Annotated in this window: 4 protein-coding genes; all 4 read left to right on the forward strand. The window is 68.9% G+C overall.

The annotated features are described in order from the left end of the window. From B0T44_RS16730 to B0T44_RS16745, 4 genes are read left to right on the forward strand one after another with little or no spacing between them, the layout of a single operon-like run. Entirely contained in the window at positions 1–4,323 is a 4,323-nt protein-coding gene (locus B0T44_RS16730) for a condensation domain-containing protein (protein ID WP_139347805.1), read from the forward strand. Further along, on the forward strand, positions 4,320–5,165 hold the full coding sequence (locus B0T44_RS16735; protein ID WP_077116765.1) for a 3-hydroxyacyl-CoA dehydrogenase family protein: 846 nt from the start codon (positions 4,320–4,322) through the stop codon (positions 5,163–5,165). Before B0T44_RS16730 ends, B0T44_RS16735 begins: the two co-directional genes overlap by 4 nt. Next, the gene (locus B0T44_RS16740; RefSeq protein ID WP_077116766.1) at positions 5,152–15,624 is read left to right on the forward strand and encodes a non-ribosomal peptide synthetase; all 10,473 of its coding nucleotides are present in this window, start codon (positions 5,152–5,154) and stop codon (positions 15,622–15,624) included. The genes B0T44_RS16735 and B0T44_RS16740 overlap by 14 nt, the downstream gene beginning before the upstream one ends. After that, entirely contained in the window at positions 15,621–24,563 is an 8,943-nt protein-coding gene (locus tag B0T44_RS16745; RefSeq protein WP_077116767.1) for a non-ribosomal peptide synthetase, read from the forward strand. Before B0T44_RS16740 ends, B0T44_RS16745 begins: the two co-directional genes overlap by 4 nt. Positions 24,564–24,621 lie beyond the last annotated feature (58 nt).

The raw sequence follows: 24,621 nt of genomic DNA on the forward strand, positions 1-24,621 counted from the left end.
GTGACCGTGAACACAGCAGACGAGATCGCGATCATCGGAATCGGTGCTCGGTTCCCCGACGCGCCGAATCTCGACGAATTCCGCGCGAACCTCGCGGCGGGCCTGGATTCGATCGGACCGATGCCGGATGCCCGGGCCGAGGCGACGGCACTGGACCGTACTGTCGGCTACCTGCCCATGGGGCATCTCGCCGATATCCACACCTTCGACTACGCATTCTTCGAGCTGTCCAAACGCGAGGCTTCCCTGATGGATCCGCAACAGCGGATCGCGCTCGAGTTGGCGTATCGGGCGATCGAGGACGCCGGGTACGCGTCCGCCACTCTGCGGCAGGCCACCACCGCGGTGGTGTTCAGCGCGCCGATGTCGAGTTACCATGCCATGGCGGTCGATCCCAGCCCGCTCAGCATGCTGGGCAATCTACCGTTCGCCACCCCGGCCCGCATCGCGCATCTGCTGGGCCTGACCGGACCGTGCTATGCGGTCGACAGTGGTTGCAACGCCTCACTCCTCGCCATCCACCACGCCTGTCGCGAGCTGACCTGCGGTGCGGCCGAGTACGCCCTCGCCGGTGGAGTCAGCGTACGCGCTCACGGTACGCCCGAATGGGCGGTGCAGACCATGACGGAACTCGCCTCCCCCAGCGGACGGTGTCGTGCATTCGACGTGGACGCCGACGGCACGGTGCCCGGTGAGGGCGGTGCCGCGCTGCTGTTGACCACACTCGCCCGCGCCCGCGCCGAGCGTGCACCCATCTACGCCGTCATCCGGGGAAGTGCGGTACTGCACAACGGGCACTCCGCCGCGACCATCAGCACTCCCAGCGCGGCCGCGCAGGCCAAGGTGATCGACGCCGCCTGGCGCACCGCGGGCGCCGATCCGCGGGATGCCGGATACCTCGAGGCACACGGGTCCGCCACTCGGCTGGGGGACGCGGTGGAGCTCGAGGGCCTACGCACCGCCTTCACCGGGCGGTCGCAGCCCCTGCCCATCGGGTCGGTCAAGACCAATATCGGGCACCTCGATCACGCCGCCGGCGTCGCCGGGCTGGTCAAGGCCGTACTGTCCGTCGCCGACGGACAGCTGTACCCGTCATTGCATTTCCACCGGCCCGCAGGCGATTTCGATATGGCGGACGCCGGAATCGAGGTGGTCACCGAGCGGCGGCCGTGGCCAGGCGATACCGGGCTGCGGCTCGCCGGAGTCAGCTCGTACAGCCTCGGCGGTTCGAACGCGCACTGTGTGGTGCAACAGGCACCCGACGAACCCGTGGCACGAGGACACCGCGAGCCGGGCCGCTGGCTGGTCGGTGTTTCGGCGCAGACGCCGGCGGCGCTCGCCGAGCTGTGCGGCGAGCTGGCCGACGCATTGCGCCGTAACGCGGAGAATCTTGCCGATATCGCCTTCACGCTCGGCCGGGGCCGCACCCATTTCGGGCATCGCATCGCGGTACGCGTCGGCAGCACCGAGGATCTCGTCGATGCGCTCGCCACACGCGGTGCCGGGATCGATATCGAGCGGGAGCGGCCGGTTCCGCCGCGGGTGGCCCTGCTGCTCTCGCCCGGCGCTGCTCCCGCCGGGGTCGAACCCGCCCGGCTGCCCGCCGAGCTGCCCGCCACGGGAGCCGTGGCCGATGTGCTCGCCGGGCAGATCGCCGTGCACGAGCGGCTGCGTGCGTGCGGGATCGGCTTCGCCGCGCTCCTCAGCGGGGGAGCGTCACGGTTCGTGTCGCGGTACCTTCTCGGATCGTCGGCATCTGTCGGTTCCGAGGAGTTGGCCGCTGCTGCCGCCGCGCCGACCGTGGATCGGTCACGGCTGCTCGCGGCGGCGCAGACGCTGTTACGTGACGGCCCGGTCGTCTTCGTCGATCCCAGTGCGGACGGGCTGTTGGGCCGGTATCTTGCCGAGGACCTGGCAGGCAGGCCTGAGGCGGAGGTTCTCTTCGGCACAGCCGATGCGGATGGTCTGCTCGGCATTCTCGGCCACCTCTACGAACGCGGAGTGGACCTCGATTGGGCACAGGTGGGCCCTGACGACGGCCGGCGCGTGCGGCTGCCGGGACATCCGCTGCACGGCAGCCGGTGCTGGGTCGAACTGCCCACGCCCGCTCGTCCCCTTGCCGAGCCCGCCCCTGCCCCCCGACCGGAATCCGGCGCGCCGCAGGACCCGGCCGAGTGGCTGCGCACCGTGCTGCGCGAGCTACTGCACTCCGAGACCGAGATCGGGGTGAACGACGATTATTTCGATCTCGGCGGCAATTCGATCATTGCCGTACAGCTGGTCGAGCGAGTCGCCGATACCTACGGGTTCCGGCCCAAGCTGCTCGACGTCTACGAGCGGCCCAAGGTCGCCGACTTCGCCGCGCTGCTGCGCAGTGCCGCCGATACGGAGGCGGGCGATTCCGCCCCCGCGACCATGGCCACACCGCCGATCACGAGGACCGACGAACTGGTGATGTCGCCTGGGCAAGAGCGTATGTGGTTCCACCACCAGCTCGTGCCGGACACGACTCTCTACAACTACCCCGTGGTCAATGTCCTGCGCGGGCCCATCGATCCCGTCGTGGTCAAAGGGACCTTCGAGGACTTCGCCGAACGGCACGAGCCGCTGCGCTACAACCTCGGCGAGATCGATGGGAAACCGTCAGTCCGGATCCGGCCGTCGCTCGGCGAATTCTTCCGCGTCGTCGACGTGGCCGGCGAAGCCGATCCCGTCGCCACCGCGCGCGAGCTGATTCGCGATGCCGCGGTCAGGCCGTTCGACCTGGCGAAAGACCCACTGGTCCGGGTGCTGCTGGTGATGTTGGCGCCCGACGAGCACGTACTGCAGGTGACCTGCCACCACTGCGTCACCGACGGTGCCACGCCGGGGATCATCGCCCGCGAGATTCCCGAGCTGTACGCCGCACGGCAGGAGGGCCGGGCCACCACGCTCGAACCGCTGCCGATCCGATACCGGGACTATGCGCGCTGGCATCGCGACATGGTCGACACCGGAGCTCTCGACCAAGAACTCGAATACTGGGTGCACCTACTGCGCGACGCGCCGAAACTGCAACTACCCACTGATTTTCCGCGGCCGTCACGGAAGACGTTCGTCGGTGATCTGGAGCCCTTCACGGTTCCGGGTGAGCTGATGGCAGGGGCCCGCGCGGTGGCGAGGCGGGAATCGGTATCGCTGTTCGTCGTCCTGCTGTCGGCCTTGTACATCCTGCTCGCGCGCCGCAGCGGGCAACGCGACATCGTCATCGGTACCCCCACCACCGGCCGGCCCCGCCGCGAGCTCGAAGGGCTCATCGGCTTCTTCAACAGCACGGTCGCCCTGCGGGCCAACCTGTCCGGGCCGGGAACACTGGGCGATCTTCTCGCGCTGGTGCGCTCGACCGTGCTGGGCGCACTGGAGAACCAGGAGATCCCCTTCGAGCGGGTGGTCCACGCCCTCGACGACCAGCGGGACCTGTCACGTACCCCGCTCTTCGACGTCTTGTACGTCCACCAGGAACTCCCGGGCACGGCGAACCCGATCGGTGGCGGTGCTATGGAGTTTTTCGACCTCGAGCATTCGATACAGAACGCGTTCGGCGGGCTGCCCGCCGGCACCGCGAAATTCGACCTCAGCCTCATCACCTACGACCGCAGGGACGACCAAGACATGTTGGCCTGCTTCGAGTACAGCACCGAGCTGTTCACCCGGCGCACCGCCGCCGGCTTCGCAACGACCTATCTCGACGTCCTCGCGGATCTGGTGAAGTCGGCACCCGACCGCTCGATCGATGAACTCGTCGTCGCCCCCGCGGCTTCGTCGGGCCCCTTGGCGGTACTGGAGATTCCGGCGGATCGGCCACGCGGCACCGGTGCGGTGCAGTACACGCCCGCGATGGTGCACGAACGGTTGGACGTCGAACCCGCCGATGCGGCATTGTTCGCCGCCTGGGTCGCGCTGCTGTCCTGGTATTCGGGTTCTGACGCGGTGGAGGTGGGTCTCGCGACCGGCGCCGCCCGGATCGACCTCGCCGACGAACCGGATGGTGCCGAACTGATCGCGCGGAGCACAGCGGTACTGGCGGCGCCGTGCCGGGACGGTGATCCGGCGATCCGCTACCGCGACACCCGGCCGACGATGGAGCTTGCGCTCGAACTGTCGCGTAGCGATGACAGTACTGGCGTCGAATTGCATTATGCAGCAGAGCTTTTCGATGAATCCACAGCACGGGGCATGCTCGCGGATCTGCTCCGGCTGTGGCACGGCCTGTCGGAAACACCGCACGACCCGGTGCCGGATATTGCGCTGCGCTGTGTCGCAGGAGTGGAGGTGGCTCGATGAGCGATGTCGTCGGAGTGGTCGGGGCGGGCGTTATGGGCGCCGGGATCGCGCAGTGTCTGGCGCAGGCGGGGTACGAGGTCGTCGTCGTCGAACCCGATTGTGACGCCGCCGAGCGGGCGCGCCGTGGTCTCGCCGAGGCGGTGCGGTTGGCGGTGCTGTTGGGGCGCGGTGACCGCCGGACGGCCTCCACTGTCGGCCGGCGAGTGCGGTGGGTGGAGCGTCTCGAGGAGCTGAACGAAGCCGAGTTCGTCATCGAGTGTGTGACCGAGCGGATCGAGCTGAAAGAGCGGGTATTCGGCGAACTCGACCGGCATTGTCCCGCGGACGCCGTCCTCGCGTCGTGCACCTCCGCGATCCCGATCGCCCGACTGGCCACCGCTACCCGACGCGCGGACCGAGTGCTCGGTCTGCACTTCATGAACCCGGCGCCGTTGACGAGCACGGTCGAGGTCGTGCGCGGCGAGCAGACCTCGCCGGAAACCCTGGCGCGGGCCGATGACCTGCTCACCAGGCTCGGCAAGGAGGCCATCGTCGTCGGCGACCGCGCAGGATTCGTGGTGAATCGAGTGCTCATGCTGTGTATCGCCGAGGCTGCTGCCACCCTCGACACCGGCGTGGACCCGGCCACGGTGGACGCTCTCTTCGAACGCTGTCTCGGCCACCGCATGGGCCCACTGCGCACCGCTGATCTGATCGGTCTGGACAACGTGGCGGACACCCTCGAGGTGCTGCGGCGCGAAACCGGCGAGCCGCACTATCGCGTGCCGGCCACCCTCGCAACGCTCGTCGACGCCGGCCACTTCGGCCGCAAGACCGGACGGGGATTCCATGACTACCGCTGAGACGACCACCGTCGAGACGACCGAAGCGTGGGCCGTCGGCGAGGCGCAACGCGCGGCACTCGCGGCGGGCGACCATTGCGTGGACCTGTATCTCGAGCTGAGCGGCCCGGCCACGGCGGACACGGTGTGCGCTGCTGTCGACACCGCCATGGCGGAATGTCCCGTGCTGCACAGCGTGTTTCGCGTCGATGACGCCGGCGCGGTGCGGGTGTACGAGACGATTCGCACTCCGGCCGAAACGATCGCCGCCGACATCGCGGACCCGGGCCGGTTCGTGTCCGACTGGATCGAGCGGGAGCGTACACGCGCCCTGGATATCGCCAACGGGCCGCTGTACCGGCAGGTGGTCATCCGGTTCGCGGATGGTCGGCTCGGCTGGTATCAGCGCTACCACCGCCTCGTCAACAACGAGGCGGGCATGCTCGCCGTCGCCGCCAGGGTGCGCGACGTGCTGGACGACGTGCCCTCGCCCCTCGACCCGACTCCGCCGTTCGGTGCGGTATCGGACCGACTCGAGAACGAGCACCGCTACCGCGAATCGGGGGTGTGGGCAGCCGACCGCGATTACTGGGAGCGATATCTGGCCGATGCCGCGCGGCCCCGACCACTTCCGGTACAGGCGGGCAGCCATGGCGCCGATCGAGCGACCGGTGGTCCATGGACCGAGATAGCGGCGTCGCCGGAACTCACCAGGATCACACGGGCCTGCGGCGGCGGTGCTCCCGCCGTCGTCCTGGCGGCGGTGGCCATATACATATCCCGGCTGACCTCGACGAGCGATCTGGTCATCGCGGTCTCGAACGGGGAAACAACCGTGCCGTTGCGACTGTCGGTGCGGCCGCATCTGACCTTCGACGCGCTCGCCAAGCGAGTAGGTCTGGAACTGCGCAGAACGCGACGACACCGGTACCTCTCCGATATCGACGACCCATGGTCCGAATCGCCGGTACACGGGCAGTGGCCGATCACGGTGCGCATGCTGTCCGCCGCCGCCCTGGACCGGATCGGTGGATCCGCCGTTACCGCGTCCGCCGGCGTAGGCGCCGAGCTCACCGTCTGCGTCGACGACCGCGCCGCGGCAGGCCGGGGCCTCGCCGTTGTCGGCGTGGACCAGCGGAGGCACCGGGAGCGTATTGTCGCGCTGCTGGACCGGCTCGTCCGCGCAGCCCACATGCCGATAGGCCGTACAGGCCTCGGCGAGTCCGCGGACACCGGATACCTCGTGGTCCGGCGTGCCGACGCTGTACTCGCCGAGCCCACCCCCACGGTGGCCGCCCTGCTCACGGAGCAGGCTTCCCGATCTCCCGAAGCTGTCGCCCTCGTCGAAGACGAGCGCCACCTGTCCTACGCGGACCTGCACGCTACCTCGAACCGCTTGGCGCGAAGGCTCATCCGCATAGGGGTGGGACCGGAGCAACCGGTGGCCGTGGCCATCGGTCCGTCGATCGATCAGATCCTCGCGGTGCACGCGGTCCTGACGGCAGGCGGAGCGTACCTACCGCTCGACCCGGAACACCCCCGGGACCGCCATACCTATCTGCTCGATGTCACCCGACCGGTGTGCGTGCTCACGACCCGGCGTGACCCATGGGACCCGCCACCGGGTACGCGAGTTGTTCACCTCGACGAGCTGGACCTGTCCGGCGAGTCGCCCGCGAGGGTGACCGATGCCGACCGTATCGCCCCGCTGCGACCGGAGAACCTCGCGTACGTGTTGTTCACGTCCGGGTCGACCGGACGGCCGAAGGGGGTCGGCGTCACACACGCTGCCCTCAGCACCCACCTCGGGTGGATACAGCACGTGCACGGGCTCGACGACACGGATGTCGTACTGCGCAAGACCGCGCTGTCGTTCGATGTGTCGGCGTGGGAGGTGCTGTGGCCGTTCACTGCCGGTGCACGGGTCGTTGTCGGCGCGCCCGACGCGCACCGCGGCCCGGTCGAGATCGCACGTCTGATCGCCGAACACGCCGTCACCACCGTGCAATTCACGCCGTCCACCCTGACCGCGCACCGACGGACGGTGACCGAGCCGTTCGCGGCGAGCGTGCGCCGCGTACTCGTTGCGGGTGAGACCATGACGCCCACCCTTGTCGCACAGCTACCCACCATCGCACCCGGTGCGCGATACGACAACCTGTACGGGCCGACGGAGGCGACCGTCGCCGTCACACGGCACGAGATCGGCCGGGAAGATATCGACACGGTCCCGATCGGCGCACCGTCCTGGGACACGCACGCCTATGTGCTGGATCCCTGCCTGCACCCGGTCCCGGTGGGCATGCCCGGCGAGCTCTATCTCGGCGGCGCGGCCCTGGCCCGCGGGTATGTTCACCGGCCCGGACTCACCGCAGCACGGTTCGTCGCCGACCCGTTCGGCGGCGCGGGCGGTCTGCTCTACCGCACCGGGGACATCGTGCGCTCGACCGGGCGCGGCGAGCTGGAATACCTGGGTCGCGCTGATTTCCAGGTGAAGCTGCGCGGTATACGGATCGAACTCGGTGAGATCGAGGCAGTCTTGGCCGGGCAGGAGTCCGTGGCACAGGCGGTCGCGGTCGTCCACCGCGGGGACGGGTCGGTGGGCGATCGACTGATCGCTTACGTCACGCCCGCGACCGGGTATCGCATCGATCCGACGGCCCTGGAGCAGCAGCTGGGCGAGGTCCTGCCACGGCATATGGTGCCCTCGCCGATCGTCGCTCTCACGGCGCTGCCCACGAACCGTTCCGGCAAGATCGATCGTGCGGCGCTGCCCGCGCCGGTCGTGCGACCGGTGCCCTTCCGCGCCCCGCGCACCAGGACGGAGCAGGAACTCGCCGCCGTGTTCGCCGAGGTACTCGGCCGCGAGACCGTCGGCGTCGACGAGTCCTTCTTCGCCCTCGGCGGTGACAGCATCATGTCCATCCTGCTCGTCTCTCGCGCTCGGGCACACGGCATCGTGATAACCGCACAGCAGGTCTACGAGCATCGCAGTGTGGCGCGTTTGGCGGCGATCGCCGAAGCCGCGGGCGGAAGCGACGTACCGCGATTGCCCGAACCGCCGGGTGGTGGCGTCGGGGAGCTTCCCCTCACACCGGTCATCCGGTTCCTGGTCGAGCGCGGCGGCAACTTCCACCGCTTCTGCCAGTCGATGACGCTCGAGCTTCCGGACGGAATCGACCGCACCGCAATGGTTTCCACCATTTCCGCCGTCGTCGACCATCACGATATGCTGCGGTCCCGGCTCTACCGCGACGCGGAGGGCGAGTGGCATCTGCTCGTCACACCTCCCGGTAGCGTCGACGTCGACACGCTTATCGACCATGTTGTCCACGGTCCCGGTCTCGACGGCGCCGCACTCGCGGAGCTCGCCGCCGCCGAACTCGATGCCGCCGTGGACCGGATCGATCCCGCCGCCGGTGCGGTACTACGGTTCGTTTGGCTCACCCCGCAGGACCGCCGGTCGCCCGGACTGCTCATCGTGGCCGCACACCACATCGCCGTCGACGGCGTCTCGTGGCGGATCCTGCTACCCGACTTCATCGCCGCGTGGGCGGCTGTCTCGGCGGGGAACACACCCGAGCTACCCTCCGTCGGAACATCCATGCGAGCGTGGTCGCACGCACTCACCGACGCCGCACGAGACCCGGTGCGGGTCGCTGAGCTGCCGGTGTGGCATGAGATCGTGGCCGGGCCACAGCCCTCGTTCGGCGACCGCCCGTTCGATCCACATCGCGATTTCGCGCAGCACGTGGCGCATACCGCGATAGAACTCGACGAACGTGACACTGCCGCGCTGATCACCGCCGTACCCGACCACTATCGGGCGCGGGTGGCGGATGCACTGTTGACGGCGCTCGCCCTCGCGGTCGTCCGCTGGCGGTACCGGCGCGGCGACGGCGAGCGGTCGGTGCTGTTGCGGCTCGAAGGCCACGGCCGCGAACAGGACGCCGTACCGGGCGCTGATCTGTCCCGCACCGTCGGATGGTTCACCTCGATCGTCCCGGCACGGTTGGACCTGACCGGAGTGGATATCACCGACGCCTTCGCCGGCGGTCCGGCCATGGGCGCGGCCATCAAGGCCGTCAAAGAGCAGCTGCGGTCCACTCCCCACAACGGTTTCGGGTACGGCCTGCTCCGCTACCTGAACGAGGAGACGGCGGCGCAGCTGCCGTCCGAGGAGCCGGGGGAGATCTCGTTCAACTACTTCGGGCACATCACCGGTGCCGATATCCCCGAGGAGCTGTCCGGCATCGGCTGGCTGCCCTCGCCCGAATACAGCACGCTGCCTATTCGTCCCGATGCCCGCCGGGGCGCGTTCGGTGCCGTGGAGGTGGATTCCATAGTCGTCGGCGGTCGGCTCAGGACCAGCATCGGGTATGCGCGAACGCTGTTCACCGACTCACAGGGCGGCGAGTTGGTGCAGCTGTGGCATGAGGCGCTCCTCGCCATCGCGCGGCATGCGCGCGATGCGCGCACGCGCGGCGGGCACACCCCTTCCGACTTCCCGCTCGTCGACCTCACGCAGAACGATATCGAGAGGTGGGAAGCCCACTACCCCGCGCTGACCGATGTGTGGCCGGTATCGCCGCTGCAGGCCGGAATGATGTTCCACGCCCTGTTCGATCCCGGCGCGGTGGACGTGTACACGGTGCAGTTGGTGCTGACGCTGGATGGGACCGTCGACGCCGCCCGGCTGAGGTCGGCCGCGACCGCCGTATTGACGCGGTATGCGAACCTGCGCACCGCGTTCACGGTCGACGAGACCGGGTTCCCGGTCCAGCTCGTCATCGACGACGTGGAACTGCCCTGGCGCGAGATCACCCTGACCGAAGCGTCCGCCGGGGAATTCGACCGCGTGCTCGACGCCGAACGCGTCACACCGTTCGATCTCACGCGACCGCCGCTACTGCGGTTCCTGTTGGCGCGCCGTGGTGCAGACCGGACCGAGCTGGTCGTCACCTACCACCACGTATTGCTCGACGGCTGGTCCATTCCGCTGCTGCTGGGCCAGATCGTCTTCGGCTACGCCGATATGGCCGTCGAAGCGCCACGGCCCTACCGCCACTACGTGGAATGGCTCGCAGGCCGGGACAGGCAGGCATCCCTGAGAGCGTGGGCGGAGGCGCTGTCCGGGGTATCGGAGCCGACACTGCTGACCGGCAACGCTATCGGTGGCGCACCGGCCGCTCTGCCGCTGGAGCACGAGTTCGTGCTGGACGAGGCAACGACGCAACGGCTTTCCCGCCTCGCGACCGAACTAGAGGTGACGGAGAACGTCGTGCTGCAGGCCGCATGGGCGATCCTGCTGGCACGCATGACCGATCGCACGGACGTCGTTTTCGGTGCCACCGTATCGGGTCGTCCCGACGCCCTGCCGGGGATCGAGACCATGATCGGATTGTTCATCAATACCGTTCCGGTCCGGATCCGGATCGCCACGGAGGAGACCGTGGGATCGCTGCTGCGCCGGGTGCGGCGAGAACAGTTCGATCTGTCGGCGCACCACCATCTGGGTCTTCCGGATATCGCTTCCCGCGTCGACCTCGGTGAGCGCGGCCTGTTCGACACGCTCCTGGTCGTGGAGTCGTATCCGTTCGACAGGGCGGGGCTGCGGGCACATGCCGCCTCGAACGCCGGAGTGGCCATCACCGGACTACGGTCTCGGGAAGCGACCCACTATGCGTTGACGCTGACCGTCCGACGGACCGACCGGCTGCACGTTCTGGCAAGTTGGCGCCCGGACCTGCTCGACGAGGCGGCTGTCACCCGGCTGGGTGAGCGACTGATCGGGGTGCTGTCGGCTATTACGGCGAATCCAGACAGCGCGGTGGCCGATATCGATCCGCTCGATGCGGCGGAGCGGAGTCTGGTGTTGGAGCGCTGGCAGCGGCCCGGTGGGCCGGTGCCGGAGGCCACCGTCGTGGACCTGTTCCGGGCGCATGCGGCCACCCGGCCCCACGCCGTCGCCGTGCGGTACGGAGAACGTGCCCTCACCTATCGGGAACTCGACCAGGAGTCCGAGAAGCTGGCGCGTGCCCTCGGCACCCGCGGTGTCGGAGCCGAATCGCTGGTCGTCGTGGCTGTTTCGCGGTCGGTCGAACTGATCGTGGGACTGCTCGGCGTACTGCGGGCCGGGGCGGGCTACGTGCCGCTGGACCTCGACAACCCACAGCGGCGCATCGAATTCGTTCTCACCGAGACACAACCGGCCTGCATCGTCACAACGGACGCCGATCGCGCGGTGCTTCCTGCCGAGGGACCGCCCTGCCTGGTACTCGACCGCGGCACAAGCGAACTCGCCGACACGACGATGCCACTCGACAACACACCGGCGGCGCCGCGGCCGGGCAATACCGCCTACGTGCTGTACACCTCCGGCTCCACCGGCCGCCCCAAGGGCGTGTGCGTAACACACCGCAATGTCGTCGCCATGCTCGCCGGTGCCCGGGCAATGCTCGACACCGATAACACCGACGTGTGGACCATGTTCCACTCCCCCGCCTTCGACTTCTCCGTCTGGGAGATGTGGGGGGCGCTCACCAGTGGCGGCACCCTCGTCATCGTGGACGCCGACCTGACGCGGTCGCCGGCGGAGTTCGCGGACCTGCTTTCCAAGGAACGGGTCACGGTACTGAGCCAGACACCGTCGGCGTTCTACGCACTGCTCGACAGCGCCACCGACTGGGACACCGGCCCCACCCTGCGGCATATCGTGCTCGGCGGCGAAGCGCTGGATCTGCGCCGGCTGCACACCTGGTACAACGCCCATCCGGATGCGAGGACCCGGATCTCGAACCTGTACGGCATCACCGAGGCGACAGTGCACGCGACGCAGCTGACGGTGAACCGTGAGCGCGCTCGCTCCGCGCGGGCCAGTGTCATCGGGCGCGGCCTGCCGGGGATGATGGTGCGCGTCCTGGACTCTCGCCTGCGTCCGGCGCCGGTCGGCGCGGCGGGGGAGCTCTACCTCGCCGGGGACCAGATCGCTCGCGGTTACCATGCCCGCGCGGCGGCCACCGCCGACAGATACGTCGCCGATCCGTTCGGTGCGCCCGGGACCCGCATGTACCGCACCGGCGACCTTGCGCGCTGGAGCACCGACGGGCAGCTCGAATACCTCGGACGCGGGGACGAGCAGGTGAAAATCCGCGGTTATCGGATAGAACCGGCCGAGGTCGAGACCGCCCTGCTGGAGCACGACGCGGTGGCACAAGCAGCCGTCACGGCCCGCGCCGACGGACCGGCGCCGCGGCTGGTCGCCTACGTGGTGTCCGCCCCGGGCGCGGCGCTCGAGCAGACGGCACTGGAAACACATATCGCCCAGCAGGTGCCGTCTTATATGCGGCCCGCCGCCATCGTCGTGCTCGACGCGCTGCCGCTGACCGCCAACGGCAAACTCGACCGGGCGGCGCTGCCCGATCCCGTCATCCGGCCACGTTCGCGACAGGCGCCGCGCACTCCCGCCGAGCAAGCGATAGCCGAGGTATTCGCCGAGGTGCTCGGTGTCGACGGCGTAGGTGTGGACGACTCGTTCTTCACCCTCGGCGGTGACAGCATCACCTCCATCCAGCTCGCATCCCGAGCGCGTGCCCGAGGCCTGCACTTCACGCCCCGGGATGTGTTCGAGCACCGCACCGTGGCCGGTATCGCGGCCCGGGCCCGGGCAACGGCCGAGGACGCGCGGGGGCCCCGGCTGCCGGAGCTGCCCGGTGCCGGTGTCGGCGAGCTACCGCTGACACCCATCGTCGGATGGCTGGTCGAACGCGGCGGCACCTTCCGCCGCGTCAACCAGACCCTCACCGTCGAGCTGCCCGCAGGCATCGACCACGACACCCTGACCCTCGCCATCGCGGCGCTCGTCGACCGGCACGACATGCTACGCAGCCGCCTGTTTCGCGACGGCACCGGCGAATGGCGGCTGGAAACCGCGCCGCCGGGCACGATCGACCCGGCTCAGGTGCTGCGTCGGTGCGAAATCGACGACGACGCCGACACGATGCGGACCGTGGCCGCGGTCGAGCTCGCTGCCGCGCTGGATCGTCTCGACCCGGCGGCCGGTGTGGTGGTGCAGTTCGTCTGGCTGGAACCCGAGCACCGCAGCGTGCCCGCTCGGCTGATCATCTGCGCGCACCACATCGCGGTGGACGGTGTGTCCTGGCGGATCCTGCTTCCCGACTTGTTCGCGGCGGTACAGGCGGCCGCGAAAGGCGCACCGCCGCACTGGGAACCGCCCGGTACCTCCATGCGCCGGTGGGCGCACGCCCTGGTCGACGCGGCACACGCCCCGGACCGGGTCGCCGAACTCGATCTGTGGCGGCGCATCTGCGCGACACCGGACCCCCTGCTCGGGTCCCGGCCGTTCGATGCGGGCATCGATACCGCGTCGCGGGTGATGACGGTGGAGATCACCGTGGACGAGACGGTCACCGAGTCGCTCGTGCGGACCGTTCCCGCCCTGTTCCACGCGGGCGTCGACGAGATCCTGGTGTCCGCCCTGGCTGTCGCGCTGACGGTGTGGCGGGCGCGGCGCGGCGAGACCGCACCTGTGTCGCTGATCCGGTTGGAGGGCCACGGCCGCGAGGAGCAGATCGCGCCGGGCGTGGACCTGTCCCGCACCGTGGGCTGGTGCACCTCGCTCTACCCGGCGCGACTGGATCTCACCGGGATAGACCTCACGGGGGCACTGGCCGGCGCGGACGCGGCCGGAACGGTGATCAAGACGGTCAAGGAGCAGTTGCGTGCCATACCCGATCACGGAATCGGCTACGGACTGCTGCGATACCTGAACCCCGATACCGCAGAAAGCCTGCCGGGTCCGATACCCGGGCAGATCGGCTTCAACTACTTGGGACGAGTCGATGATCACGGCGCCGGTATGCTCGCGACACCGCTCACCGACCCGGACCTGCCCGCGGCCGCCACCATCGATGTCAACGCGCTGGTCGCGGGATCCCGGCTGCGTGCCGGATTCTCCTACCCGCAAACCCTTCTCGACGGCACCGACGTGAGCGAGCTGGCCGATCTGTGGGTGGCCGCTCTCAGCGCGATCACCGCTCACGCCCGCACCCCGCACGCGGGCGGGCACACTCCCTCGGACTTCCCACTGGCCCGAGTCGGCAGCGACGACATCACGCAGTGGGAGCGTGCCTACGGGCAACTCACCGACGTGTGGCCGCTTGCACCGCTGCAGTCCGGTCTGTACTTCCACGCCGTTCTCGCGGAGCCGGTCACCGCCGATGACGAGGCCGCCGTCGACGTCTACAACGTGCAGGCTGTGGTGCGTTTCCGCGGGCCGGTCGACCGCGACCGTTTGCGTCGCGCCGCGCACGAACTGCTCCGGCGGTATCCGAACCTGCGCGCGGCCTTCGTCGCCGACGCCACAGGTGCGCCCTGGCAGGTGGTATCGGAGACGGTCGTATTGCCGTGGCGTGATGTGGATGTGCCCGCGGAAAGCGATCTCGCCGAACTCGTCGCCGAGGAACGCGCCCGCCGGTTCTCCCCGGCCGCGCCGCCGCTCATGCGGTTCACCCTCGCCCGCCTCTCGGATTCGGAGCACATCCTGATCGCGACCTACCACCACATCCTGCTGGACGGATGGTCGGTGCCTCTGGTGATGCGGGATCTGCTGGCGCTGTATGCGACCGACGGTCCGCTGCCGCCACCTGAGGGAACATTCCGCTCCTACCTGGAGTGGGTCCACGGTCGCGATACGGCGGCGTCCGCGACGGCCTGGCGGCGAGCCCTGGCGGACGTGAGCACGCCGACACTGGTCGCGTACCCGAGCCATACTCGCGAGATCGCCTCCCTCACTGCGGAATACCGGTGGTCGCTCGACGCCGAGACCACCGGCGCGCTCGGCGTGACGGCATCCGAACTCGGCGTCACGGTCAATACCGTGCTACAGGTCGCCTGGGGAATCCTGCTGGGACGCCGTCTCGGCTACCACGATGTGGTGTTCGGGGCGATCGTCTCAGGCCGTCCGGCCGCGCTGCTCGGCGTCGAGTCCATTGTCGGGCTGTGCATCAATACCGTGCCGGTGCGAGTCCGCTTCGACGCGGACACGAGTGTGGCGGCGCTGCTGCGTTCGGTGCAGGCCGAGCAAGCGGAGCTGATCGAGCACCACCATCTCGGTCTGACCGATATCATTGCCGCTGCGGGGACACGGCACATTCTCTTCGACACGATCATGGCGTACGAGTCGTACCCGGTCGACACCGAGCGGCTCGCCGCGTCGGCCTCCGCCATCGACGGCGTGACCTGCACCGGCATCGAACTCCATGACACCGCCCACTATCCACTGACGCTCACCGTCTATCCAGGCACGGCGCTGGCGATCCGATTCAGCTACCGGCGCGACGTCTTCGACGAGGCGCAGGTAGCCGCGATCGGTGAGACGTTGCGGAACCTGCTCACCGCCCTCATGCGGGACCCGCACACCACCCTCGAGGCACTGTACGGGCCGGAGATCACCACATGACGGCATGGCCACTGACCGCAGGCCAGCAGGAGATCTGGCTGGCGCACGAACTCGACGACACCGGGTCGCGATCCATAGTCGGTGGATATGTCCACATCCACGGGCGGATGGATACCGAGATCTTCGAACGGGCGGTGCGGATCGTCATCGCGGGCAGCGAAACCCTGCGGGTACGCATCGACGGAAATACGCAGATCGTCGAGGAACTGCCCGACTGGCCGCTGGAACGCGACCGTTTCCGTACGGTCACCGAAGCGGAGCTGCGGTTGTACACCGAGCTGAACCGGCCGTTCGATCTCGGCCGCGCGCCGCTGTTCGAACAGCGACTGCTGGATGTGGGTGATGCCGGGTACCTGTGGTTCGTGAAGGCGCACCATATCGTGCTGGACGGTGCGGCGTTCGCCGCGCTGCTCCGGCGGGTTGCGGCGGTCTACACCGAGCTGAGCTCCGGACGCGAGGTCACCGGCGGGGTGTTCGACCGGGTGGAGGCTCTGATCGCCGAGGACAACCGCTACCGCGAGTCCGAGCGGTTCCGCACCGACCGGGAGTTCTGGTCGGACCGGCTGGCGGGTGTGCCGGAGCCGCCGATGTTCGCGGAAGGGCCCGTCCGGCCGGGCCCACCCGCCTATCTCCGGCGCACCGGGGACCTGTCCGCCTCCGCATGGCGGGACCTGCGCGAGCGCGGCGAGCGGTGGGGGGCCGGATGGCCCGCGCTGGTGTTGTCGGCAGCGGCCGCGCTGTTGCACGCGGATACCGGTGCGCGCACGGTCGGGCTGGGTCTCACGGTTCCGGCGAAGCGGTCGCGCACCGCGCTCGGCATGACGGCCAACGTCGTCCCGCTGCGTCTCGATGTCGATCCCGCCGAGACGGTGGCCGCGCTGACGCGCGCGGTGCGAGCGGAATCGCTGATCGTGTTGCGTCACCAGCGGTATCGGCTGGCCGATATGCTCGCCGACACCTCCGCGGCCGGCGGCGAGCGCCGCCTCGTGGGCCCGGTGGTGAATATCCTGCCCCACCAGCGAAATGTGATGTTCGGCCCCTACCCGGCGACCCTGCACGATATGTCGGCCGGTCGCACCGACGATTTCACGATCAGCGTGTACGAGGGGCAGCCACGGTTGCGCGTCGCCTTCGACAGCACCACCGCGCGGTTCCGGGAAACCGATCTCGCGGCCCAGCACGACCGGTTCCTCTCGGCGCTGCGCGCGGTGGCGCGGGCACCCGACGAGATGACCGTCGGGCGGCTGCGGTTCGATATCGCGTCCGATGAACAGGCGCAGCCCGTCTCGACTGTGCTATCGCACGGCCCGCACGCCCCGCACCACCGCGGGGCCGCCCGCCAGAGCTCTCCGGCGGTCGTTCCCGACGAGCCCGAAGCGGAACGCACCCTCGTTTCCTGGTTCACCCACAGCGTCCGAGCGCACGGTTCCGCTCCGGCGCTCACCTGTGGCGCCGAGACATTGACCTACGCCGAACTCGACGAACGGTCCGATCTGTTGGCTCGGCGGATCGCCGCCACCGGGGCCGGGCCGGGCGCGTTCGTCGCCATCGCGCTACCGCGGTCGGCGGAGCTGGTGGTGGCCGTTGTGGCCGTATTGAAAACCGGGGCGGCCTATGTTCCCGTCGATCCGAGCAACCCGGCCGAACGGATCCGGACGATCCTCCACGACTGCGCACCCGCCCTCGTCGTCACCACCTCGGAGGTGCTCCTGCCGGCCGTGACCGCGCCGGTCCTGGCCGTCGACGAACTGCGGGAGGACATCCCGGCCGCGCCGGTGCGCCCCCCGCGCCCCGCTGATCCGGCCTACGTGATCTACACCTCCGGATCGACCGGGAAACCCAAAGGTGTCCTCGTCACCCACGCCAATGTGGTGCGGCTTTTCACTCGAACCCAGGAGTGGTTCGGGTTCGGGCCCGACGATGTGTGGTCGCTGTTCCATTCCGTGGCGTTCGACTTCTCGGTGTGGGAGATCTGGGGCCCACTGCTGTACGGCGGTCGGCTGGTGATCGTCGACACCGACACTGCCCGCTCGCCCGCGGACTTCCGGGAGCTGCTCGCCGCCGAGGGCGTGACCGTGCTCAATCAGACACCGTCGGCTTTCGGCATGTTGGTCGAGGCCGATATGCGGTGTCCGGCAGCCGAGCTCGCGGTGCGCTGGGTGATCCTCGGCGGTGAGGTGATCGAACCGCACCGGTTGGCCGCCTGGTACGAGCGCCACCCGGCGCGGCCGGTGGTCGACATGTATGGCACCACCGAGACGACCGTGTTCAGCACCGGATATGTGGTCGACGCGCACACACGCGCCGATCTCATCGGCCGTCCCATCCCCGATACGACGGTGTACCTGCTGGATGCCGCCCTGCGCCCGGTGCCGGCAGGGGTGCCAGGTGAACTCTACATCGCGGGGCCGGGCGTGGCCGGTACCTATCTGCGCCGCCGCGGTCTCACCGCTGCCCGGTTCGTGGCCGTCCCCGGCGGCCCGCCGGGGACGGTCATGTACCGCAGTGGTGATATCGCCCGCCGGATCGATGGTGTGCTGGAGTATCTGGGCCGGGCCGATCGACAGGTGAAGATCCGCGGGTTCCGGATCGAACGCGGCGAGGTGGAGGCCGCGCTGCACGCGCTGCCGGAGGTCTCCGCGGCCGCCGTCCTGGTCGACGACACGCCCCGGCTCGTCGCCTATGTGGTCTCCGAGCTGGACACCAGCGTGATCCGCGACCAGATCGCGACGTCCCTGCCGGCGCATACACTACCCTCCGCCGTTGTCGCCGTCCCGGAGCTGCCGTTGACCGGCAGCGGCAAACTGGACGAGCGGCGGCTGCTCGCGCTCGCGCCCAGCAGCGCCACCGGCGCGACCGACGGTCCGCGGACCGAGCTGGAAACCCGGCTGCACCGGTTGTTCACCGAAGTGCTCGACCGTGACGACTTCGGTGTCGACGACCGTTTCTTCGCCATCGGCGGCGACAGCATTCTGGCGATCCGCCTGATCAACCGGGCGCGTACAGCCGGGCTGGCGATCAGCGCGAAGGACATCTTCGAACACCAGACGGTGCGCGCGCTGGCCGGTACCGCGGTCCCGGTACCGGATTCGGCTGCGCCGGAGGATTCGGCCGCGGCGTACGGCGCGATGCCAGCCACGCCGATCATGGAACGGCTCGCCCAAACGGGCATCGTCACCGACGATTTCGCGCAGTACGCGGTGGTCCGGCTGCCCACCGCTGTTCCCGAACCAGTACTGCTCGCCGCGCTGCAGACACTCATCGACCACCATGACGCCCTGCGCATGCGCGCCGAATGGACCCCACGGGACCAATGGCGGGTGGAGATCCCCGAGCCCGGTTCGGTGCGTGCGGAAGATCTGCTGCGCCGGGCCGATGGTGACGGCAGCGTCACACAAACGGAGAACGAACGGCTCACCGCGCAACGCCGCCTGGCACCCCGGGACGGGATCATGCTGCAGGCCGTCCAGATCGAGCGGCCGGACGGCGATCTGCTGCTGTTGCTGATCCATCACCTGGTCGTCGACCATGTCTCCTGGCAGATTCTCCTACCCGATCTCGAACGAGCGATCTCGGGAAGCCCGCTCGACCCGGTGCCGATATCGCTGCGCACCTGGACGAAAGCTTTGGCCAGGCAAGCTGTTTCGGAAGCAGAAGCGCGAAGGTGGCGCACGAGCGCCGGGGCGGCGGCCACCACGATCGGTCGACGTCGCCGCGACCCGGTGCGCGACCGTACAGCGGATGTCGTGGGGCTGACCAGGCGGCTGGATCCGGGATCGACCCGGGCGCTGCTCACCGCGGTGCCGAACCGGTTTCGCGCGAATGTCACCGAGATCCTGCTCACCGCGCTGTCGGTGGCCCTGGCACGGTGGCGGGGCGCGGAGCCGGTCCTCGTCGACATCGAAGGGAACGCCCGCGATACCGCGCCGGAACTGGACGTCTCCCGCACCGTCGGTCGGCTCACCGTCATGTACCCGGTGGTACTCGACGCCGCCGTCGCCGACTGGGACGAGATGCTCGCCGGGGGGCCGGAACTGGTGCGCGCGGTACGGACGGTCAAGGAACGGTTGCGTGCCGTGCCGAACCACGGCATCGGATACGGGTTGCTGCGGCGCACCGAGGCCGGGACTGAGCTCGGTCCGGACGCCCCCATCGGCTTCGGCTACCTCGGCCGGTTCGACGCGGGTGGGGCGACGGCGGGGCTCGAATCGTTCGGCAGTTCGCCCGGCTCGGAAGCGACCTGCCTCCACGAGCTGGACCTCATCGTCTACGTGGACGCCGAAGGCGGGCTGTGCGCGCACTTGGCCTGGCCCGCCGAGTTGTTCGATCGCACCGAGGTCGGTGAACTCACCGAGCTGTGGACGGCAGTGTTGTCCACCTTCGCACGCCACCACAGCGGCGCAGGTACCGGCGGCTACACCCCATCGGACTTCCCACTGGTGCAGATCGACCAGGACACGCTCGACCGGCTCGAACGGCACCACGGCGCGTTCACCGACCTGTTGCCCACCACGCCGATGCAGGCAGGAATGCTGTTCCACTCGTTCTACGAGTCCGCAGCCGACCCGTACGCCGTGCAGCTTCTGCTCACCCTCCGGGGTGACGTGGATCCGGACCGGCTGCGCGCGGCCGCGGCGATGGTGCTGCGTCGCCACCCGCAACTGCTCGGCGCCTTCGTGGTGCGTGGAGTCGATCAGCCCGTACTCGCGCTGCCGGTCGATCCGGAGCCGCCGATGCGCGTGGTCGAGGCCGTCGGCCCCGCGACGGAAGACACGGTGGAGCGCTCGGCCCGCGAGGACCTGCGGGCGCTCGATCCCGAGGTCGCTCCGGCCTTCCGGATCGCGCTCGTCCACAGCGGACCTGGGCAGTGGCGGCTCGTGTTCTCGTTCCACCACGCGCTACTCGACGGTTGGTCGACCGTCATCTTCTTGCGGGAGCTGTTCCAGAGCTATCACGGGGGTGAACTCGAACCCGCGCCGTCGTATCGGACCGTGCTCGAGCACCTCGAGGCCAAGGACCGCGAGAAGGCGCGCCGAGCATGGGCCGAGAACCTCCGCGGTATCGAACCCACCCGGGTCGTCCGCACCGGGCAGGCCGAACCCGTCGAACTGCACATGTACCCACTCGATCCCGAAGTGGCCGCGGTGCTCACCGACACGGCAGCGGCACACGGGCTGACATTCAACTCCCTGATCCAGGCCGTCTGGGCGCTGGTGCTCGGGCACCTCACCAGCAGCGACGAGGTGGTGTTCGGGGTGACCGTCTCCGGACGCGACACCGGCATCGACACCGAACAGGTCGTCGGAATGCTGATGAACACGGTCCCCTTGCGGGTGCGGGTGGATCAGGGGATAACGGCGCTCGAGTTGGCCTCCCGCATCCAGGCTCGGCGATCGACGCTGCTCGAACACGATCACCTCGGGCTGAGCGATATCCTCGCCGTCGCCGGGGCAGGCAGCGAACTGTTCGATACCGCGCTGATCTTCGAGAACTTTCCGCTCGATATGGCGACCTTCGCCGATCCGACGGCGGAGCTGTCGGTGGTGGCGGTCGAGCATCGCGATAGCACCCACTATCCGTTGGCGGTCACCGTATTTCCCGAGCCGGTGCCGCGTTTCCGTCTGGCGGTCCGCCCGGGCCAGCTGGACTGGTTCGGCACTGCCGACGACATATGGTCGGTGATATCTGGGTGGTGCACGGCCATCGCGAGCCGGCCACACGAGCCGGTCGGTCGGATCCGGCTGCCGGCACCGGAGGTGCTCGAGTGGGGTTCGGGCGCGCCCGTAGCGATCGCGGACCGAGCGGTGGCCGAGGTTTTCGAGGAGATGGCGGCCGAGCACGGGGAGCGGATCGCGCTGTGGAACGCGGGAACCGAGACCACCTACGGCGAATTGAACGCCCGCGCCAACCGCCTCGCCCGCCGACTTCGCCGACGGGGGGTGGGCACCGGCACTCCTGTCGGAATCGCACTGCCTCGTTCCACCGAACTGGTGGTCGCCTTCCTTGCGCTGCTGAAACTGGGCGCGGTATGTCTACCCATCCACGACGGCTACCCACCCGAACGCGTCGAATGGCTGCTGCGCCACACCGGAACCGAGCTGGTCCTGCGCGACCTCGCTCCGGACGAGAGCGCCGCGGCTGCGCTGCCCGAGACGAATCTCGGGACGACCGTGCACCCCGACGCTCCGGCCTGGCTGATGTTCACCTCGGGATCTACCGGAACCCCCAAGGGAGTGCGGATCACGCACCGCAATATCGTGACGCGCGCACTCGACCGGATCGGGCGCGGCGCCGAACACCGGCGGTTGCTGCTGCATTCTCCTTACACCTGGGACATGGTCGTCTACGAGCTGTGGATGCCGCTGTTGACCGGGCGCAGCGCGGCGATCGCACCCCCCGGCCCCTTGGACGCCGACGACTACCGCGTGGTGCTCGCCCGGGGCTCGGTCACCTCGCTATTGGTCTCGGCGGGGCTGTTTCAGGTACTCGCCGAAGCTATCCCCGCGGAGCTGGCGAGCATGGAACACATCGCGACCGCCGGCGATGTGCCGGCACCCGCGGCGGTCGCCCGGGTCCGCGCCGCTCGCCCGGATGTCGCGGTGACGAACCTGTACGGACCGGTGGAGGCCACCGCGTACGCGCTCGCCCACCGGATCCCGCACCAACCCATCGACGACCGACCGGTGCCGATCGGCGTCCCGGTCGACAACACCGGAGTCGCCGTGCTCGATGCCGCGCTGCGACCGGTCCCGGCCGGGGTGACAGGGGAGATATATCTGTACGGCGCGGGCGTAGCGGGCGGCTATCTGCAGAAACCCGGGCTCAGCGCGGCGCGGTTCGTCGCGGGCCCGTACGGCCGGCCCGGCGCCCTGATGTATCGCACCGGCGATCTGGGGCGCTGGGACCGGGAGGGCCGGGTACATTTCCTCGGCCGAGCCGACCGGCAGCAGAAGATCAACGGTTTCCGGATCGAGCCGGGCGAGGTGGAGGCAGCCATCCGGCGCGAACCCGGTATCGCCGCGGCCGTTGTCACGGCGCAGCAGGCGAAAACCGGGAAAACGCTGATCGCGTATGTGGTGGGCCGGGAGCGGCCGGTCGACCCGGCAGGGTTACGCGCTCGGCTGACCGAGACGCTGCCGTCCTACCTGGTGCCGGCCGTGATCATGCCCCTCGACGAGCTACCACTCACCGCGAACGGGAAGATCGATACCGCGGCCCTGCCGCGTCCGGAACACTCGTCGTCGGGTGCGGCGGGAACGCAGCGCCAACAGATTCTGGCGAGCATTGTCGCCGGTGTACTCGATATCGACGAGATCGGGGTGGACGACGACTTCTTCGCTCTGGGCGGTAACTCGCTCGCGGCGATCCGGTTGGTCGAGGCGGTGAACGCCACCTTCGAGGCCGGGATAACGCTGCGCGATCTGTTCGAAACGCCCACCGTGGCCGGTATGGACCAACGGCTCGACGCGGCTGATCCGGCCCGGCGCAGACCCACGCTCACCCCGCGCCGGAGTACCGGGCCCGTTCCGTTGACACCTGCGCAGCAGCGGCTGTGGACCATCAACTACCTGTCTGGCGGGCAGGCGGGGTATCTGATGTCGCAGGCTGTCGAGATCGAGGGCCGAGTCGACCCGGCGGCGCTGCGCGCGGCCGTCGCGGATGTAATCGCGCGTCACGAGATTCTGCGCACCGTACTGCCCTACGCCGATACCGGTCCGATCCAGCGTGTGCTGCCCGCTCCGGTCATCGATGCGGACAACGGTGCCGGGGCGGGAGCTGCTGGGATCGACACCTATTTCCGCGTGGACACCTGCACCGCGGAAGATCTCGACGCGATGCTCACCGCAGAACTACGCCGCGGTTTCGATATTCAGGTCGAGATGCCGTTGCGCACCAGGTTGTTCCGGCTCACCGAGACGCGGCATGTGTTCCTGTTCGTCCTGCACCATATCGCCGGTGACGTCGAATCCCTGGTACGGCTGTCGCACGAGCTCGTCTTCGCCTATACGGCCCGTGCCGCAGGTCGGGCCCCGGAGTGGCCCGTACCCGCTGTGCAGTTCGCCGACTACACCTTGTGGCTACAAGAGCTGATGGGCGAGGAATCGGATCCGGCGGCCCGCGCGACGGCCCAGGCCCGCTACTGGTTGACCGAACTCGCCGGTCTGCCCGAATCACCGGTGCTGCCCACCGATCACGCCCGCACCCAACGGGTGGACAATCGCGCCGGGACGGTGCCGGTGGCGTTCGATGCGGAGCTGCACCGGGCGATCGCCCGAACCGCCCAGGAGTGCTCGGCCAGTCCCTATCTGATCCTGCACACCGCTTTCGTCTGCGTTCTGGAGGAATTCGGGGCGGGCTACGATATTCCGGTCGGCGTCTTCGTGAGCGGCCGCGACCACGACGCACTCGACCGGATGGTCGGCTGCGCCGTGCACACCGTGGTACTCCGAGCCGACACCTCCGGCGAACCGACCTATCGCGACCTGGTGCGGCAGTTGCGCGACCGGCTGCTCGGCGCCACCGACCACAAGGAATTCCCGTTCGATCGCCTGGTGGCCCTGCTGAATCCGCCACGGTCACGTCACCACTACCCGCTGTTCCAGGTCGCCACCACGTTCTATCGCGATGTCGTGACGGACCGCCCCTTCGGCGGCGCGACGGCCCGCCTGCTGCCGCTACCTCCGCAGCGCACAGAGTTCGACCTGCTGCTTCAACTGCGCGACGGGTACCTCCCTGGTCAGGGTCCCGCCGGTATCAGTGGCGACCTGATCTACGCGGCGGAATTGTTCGAGCGGGCGACGATCGAGGCGATCGCCGACCGCATGCGGGAGACACTGGCGGCGATATGCGCCGACATCGACGCCCCGATCGGGCTGTCGCGCTCGGGTTACCCGTTGCCCGTGTCGACGTCCGGCGGCGCCCTCGGCGATCGCCGATAGCCCGGTCGGGATCGGTGACGGTAGCGGCGACCGCAACCGCTGGTAGAGGCTGGTTACG

The sequence above is a fragment of the Nocardia donostiensis genome (genome assembly GCF_002081715.1).
Classification (GTDB): domain Bacteria; phylum Actinomycetota; class Actinomycetes; order Mycobacteriales; family Mycobacteriaceae; genus Nocardia; species Nocardia donostiensis.

Bases quoted from the DNA above. Each gene is read 5' to 3' on its own strand.
- B0T44_RS16740 (WP_077116766.1), top strand. From the start codon at position 5,152: ATGACTACCGCTGAGACGACCACCGTCGAGACGACCGAAGCGTGGGCC.
- B0T44_RS16735 (WP_077116765.1), top strand. From the start codon at position 4,320: ATGAGCGATGTCGTCGGAGTGGTCGGGGCGGGCGTTATGGGCGCCGGG.
- B0T44_RS16745 (WP_077116767.1), top strand. From the start codon at position 15,621: ATGACGGCATGGCCACTGACCGCAGGCCAGCAGGAGATCTGGCTGGCG.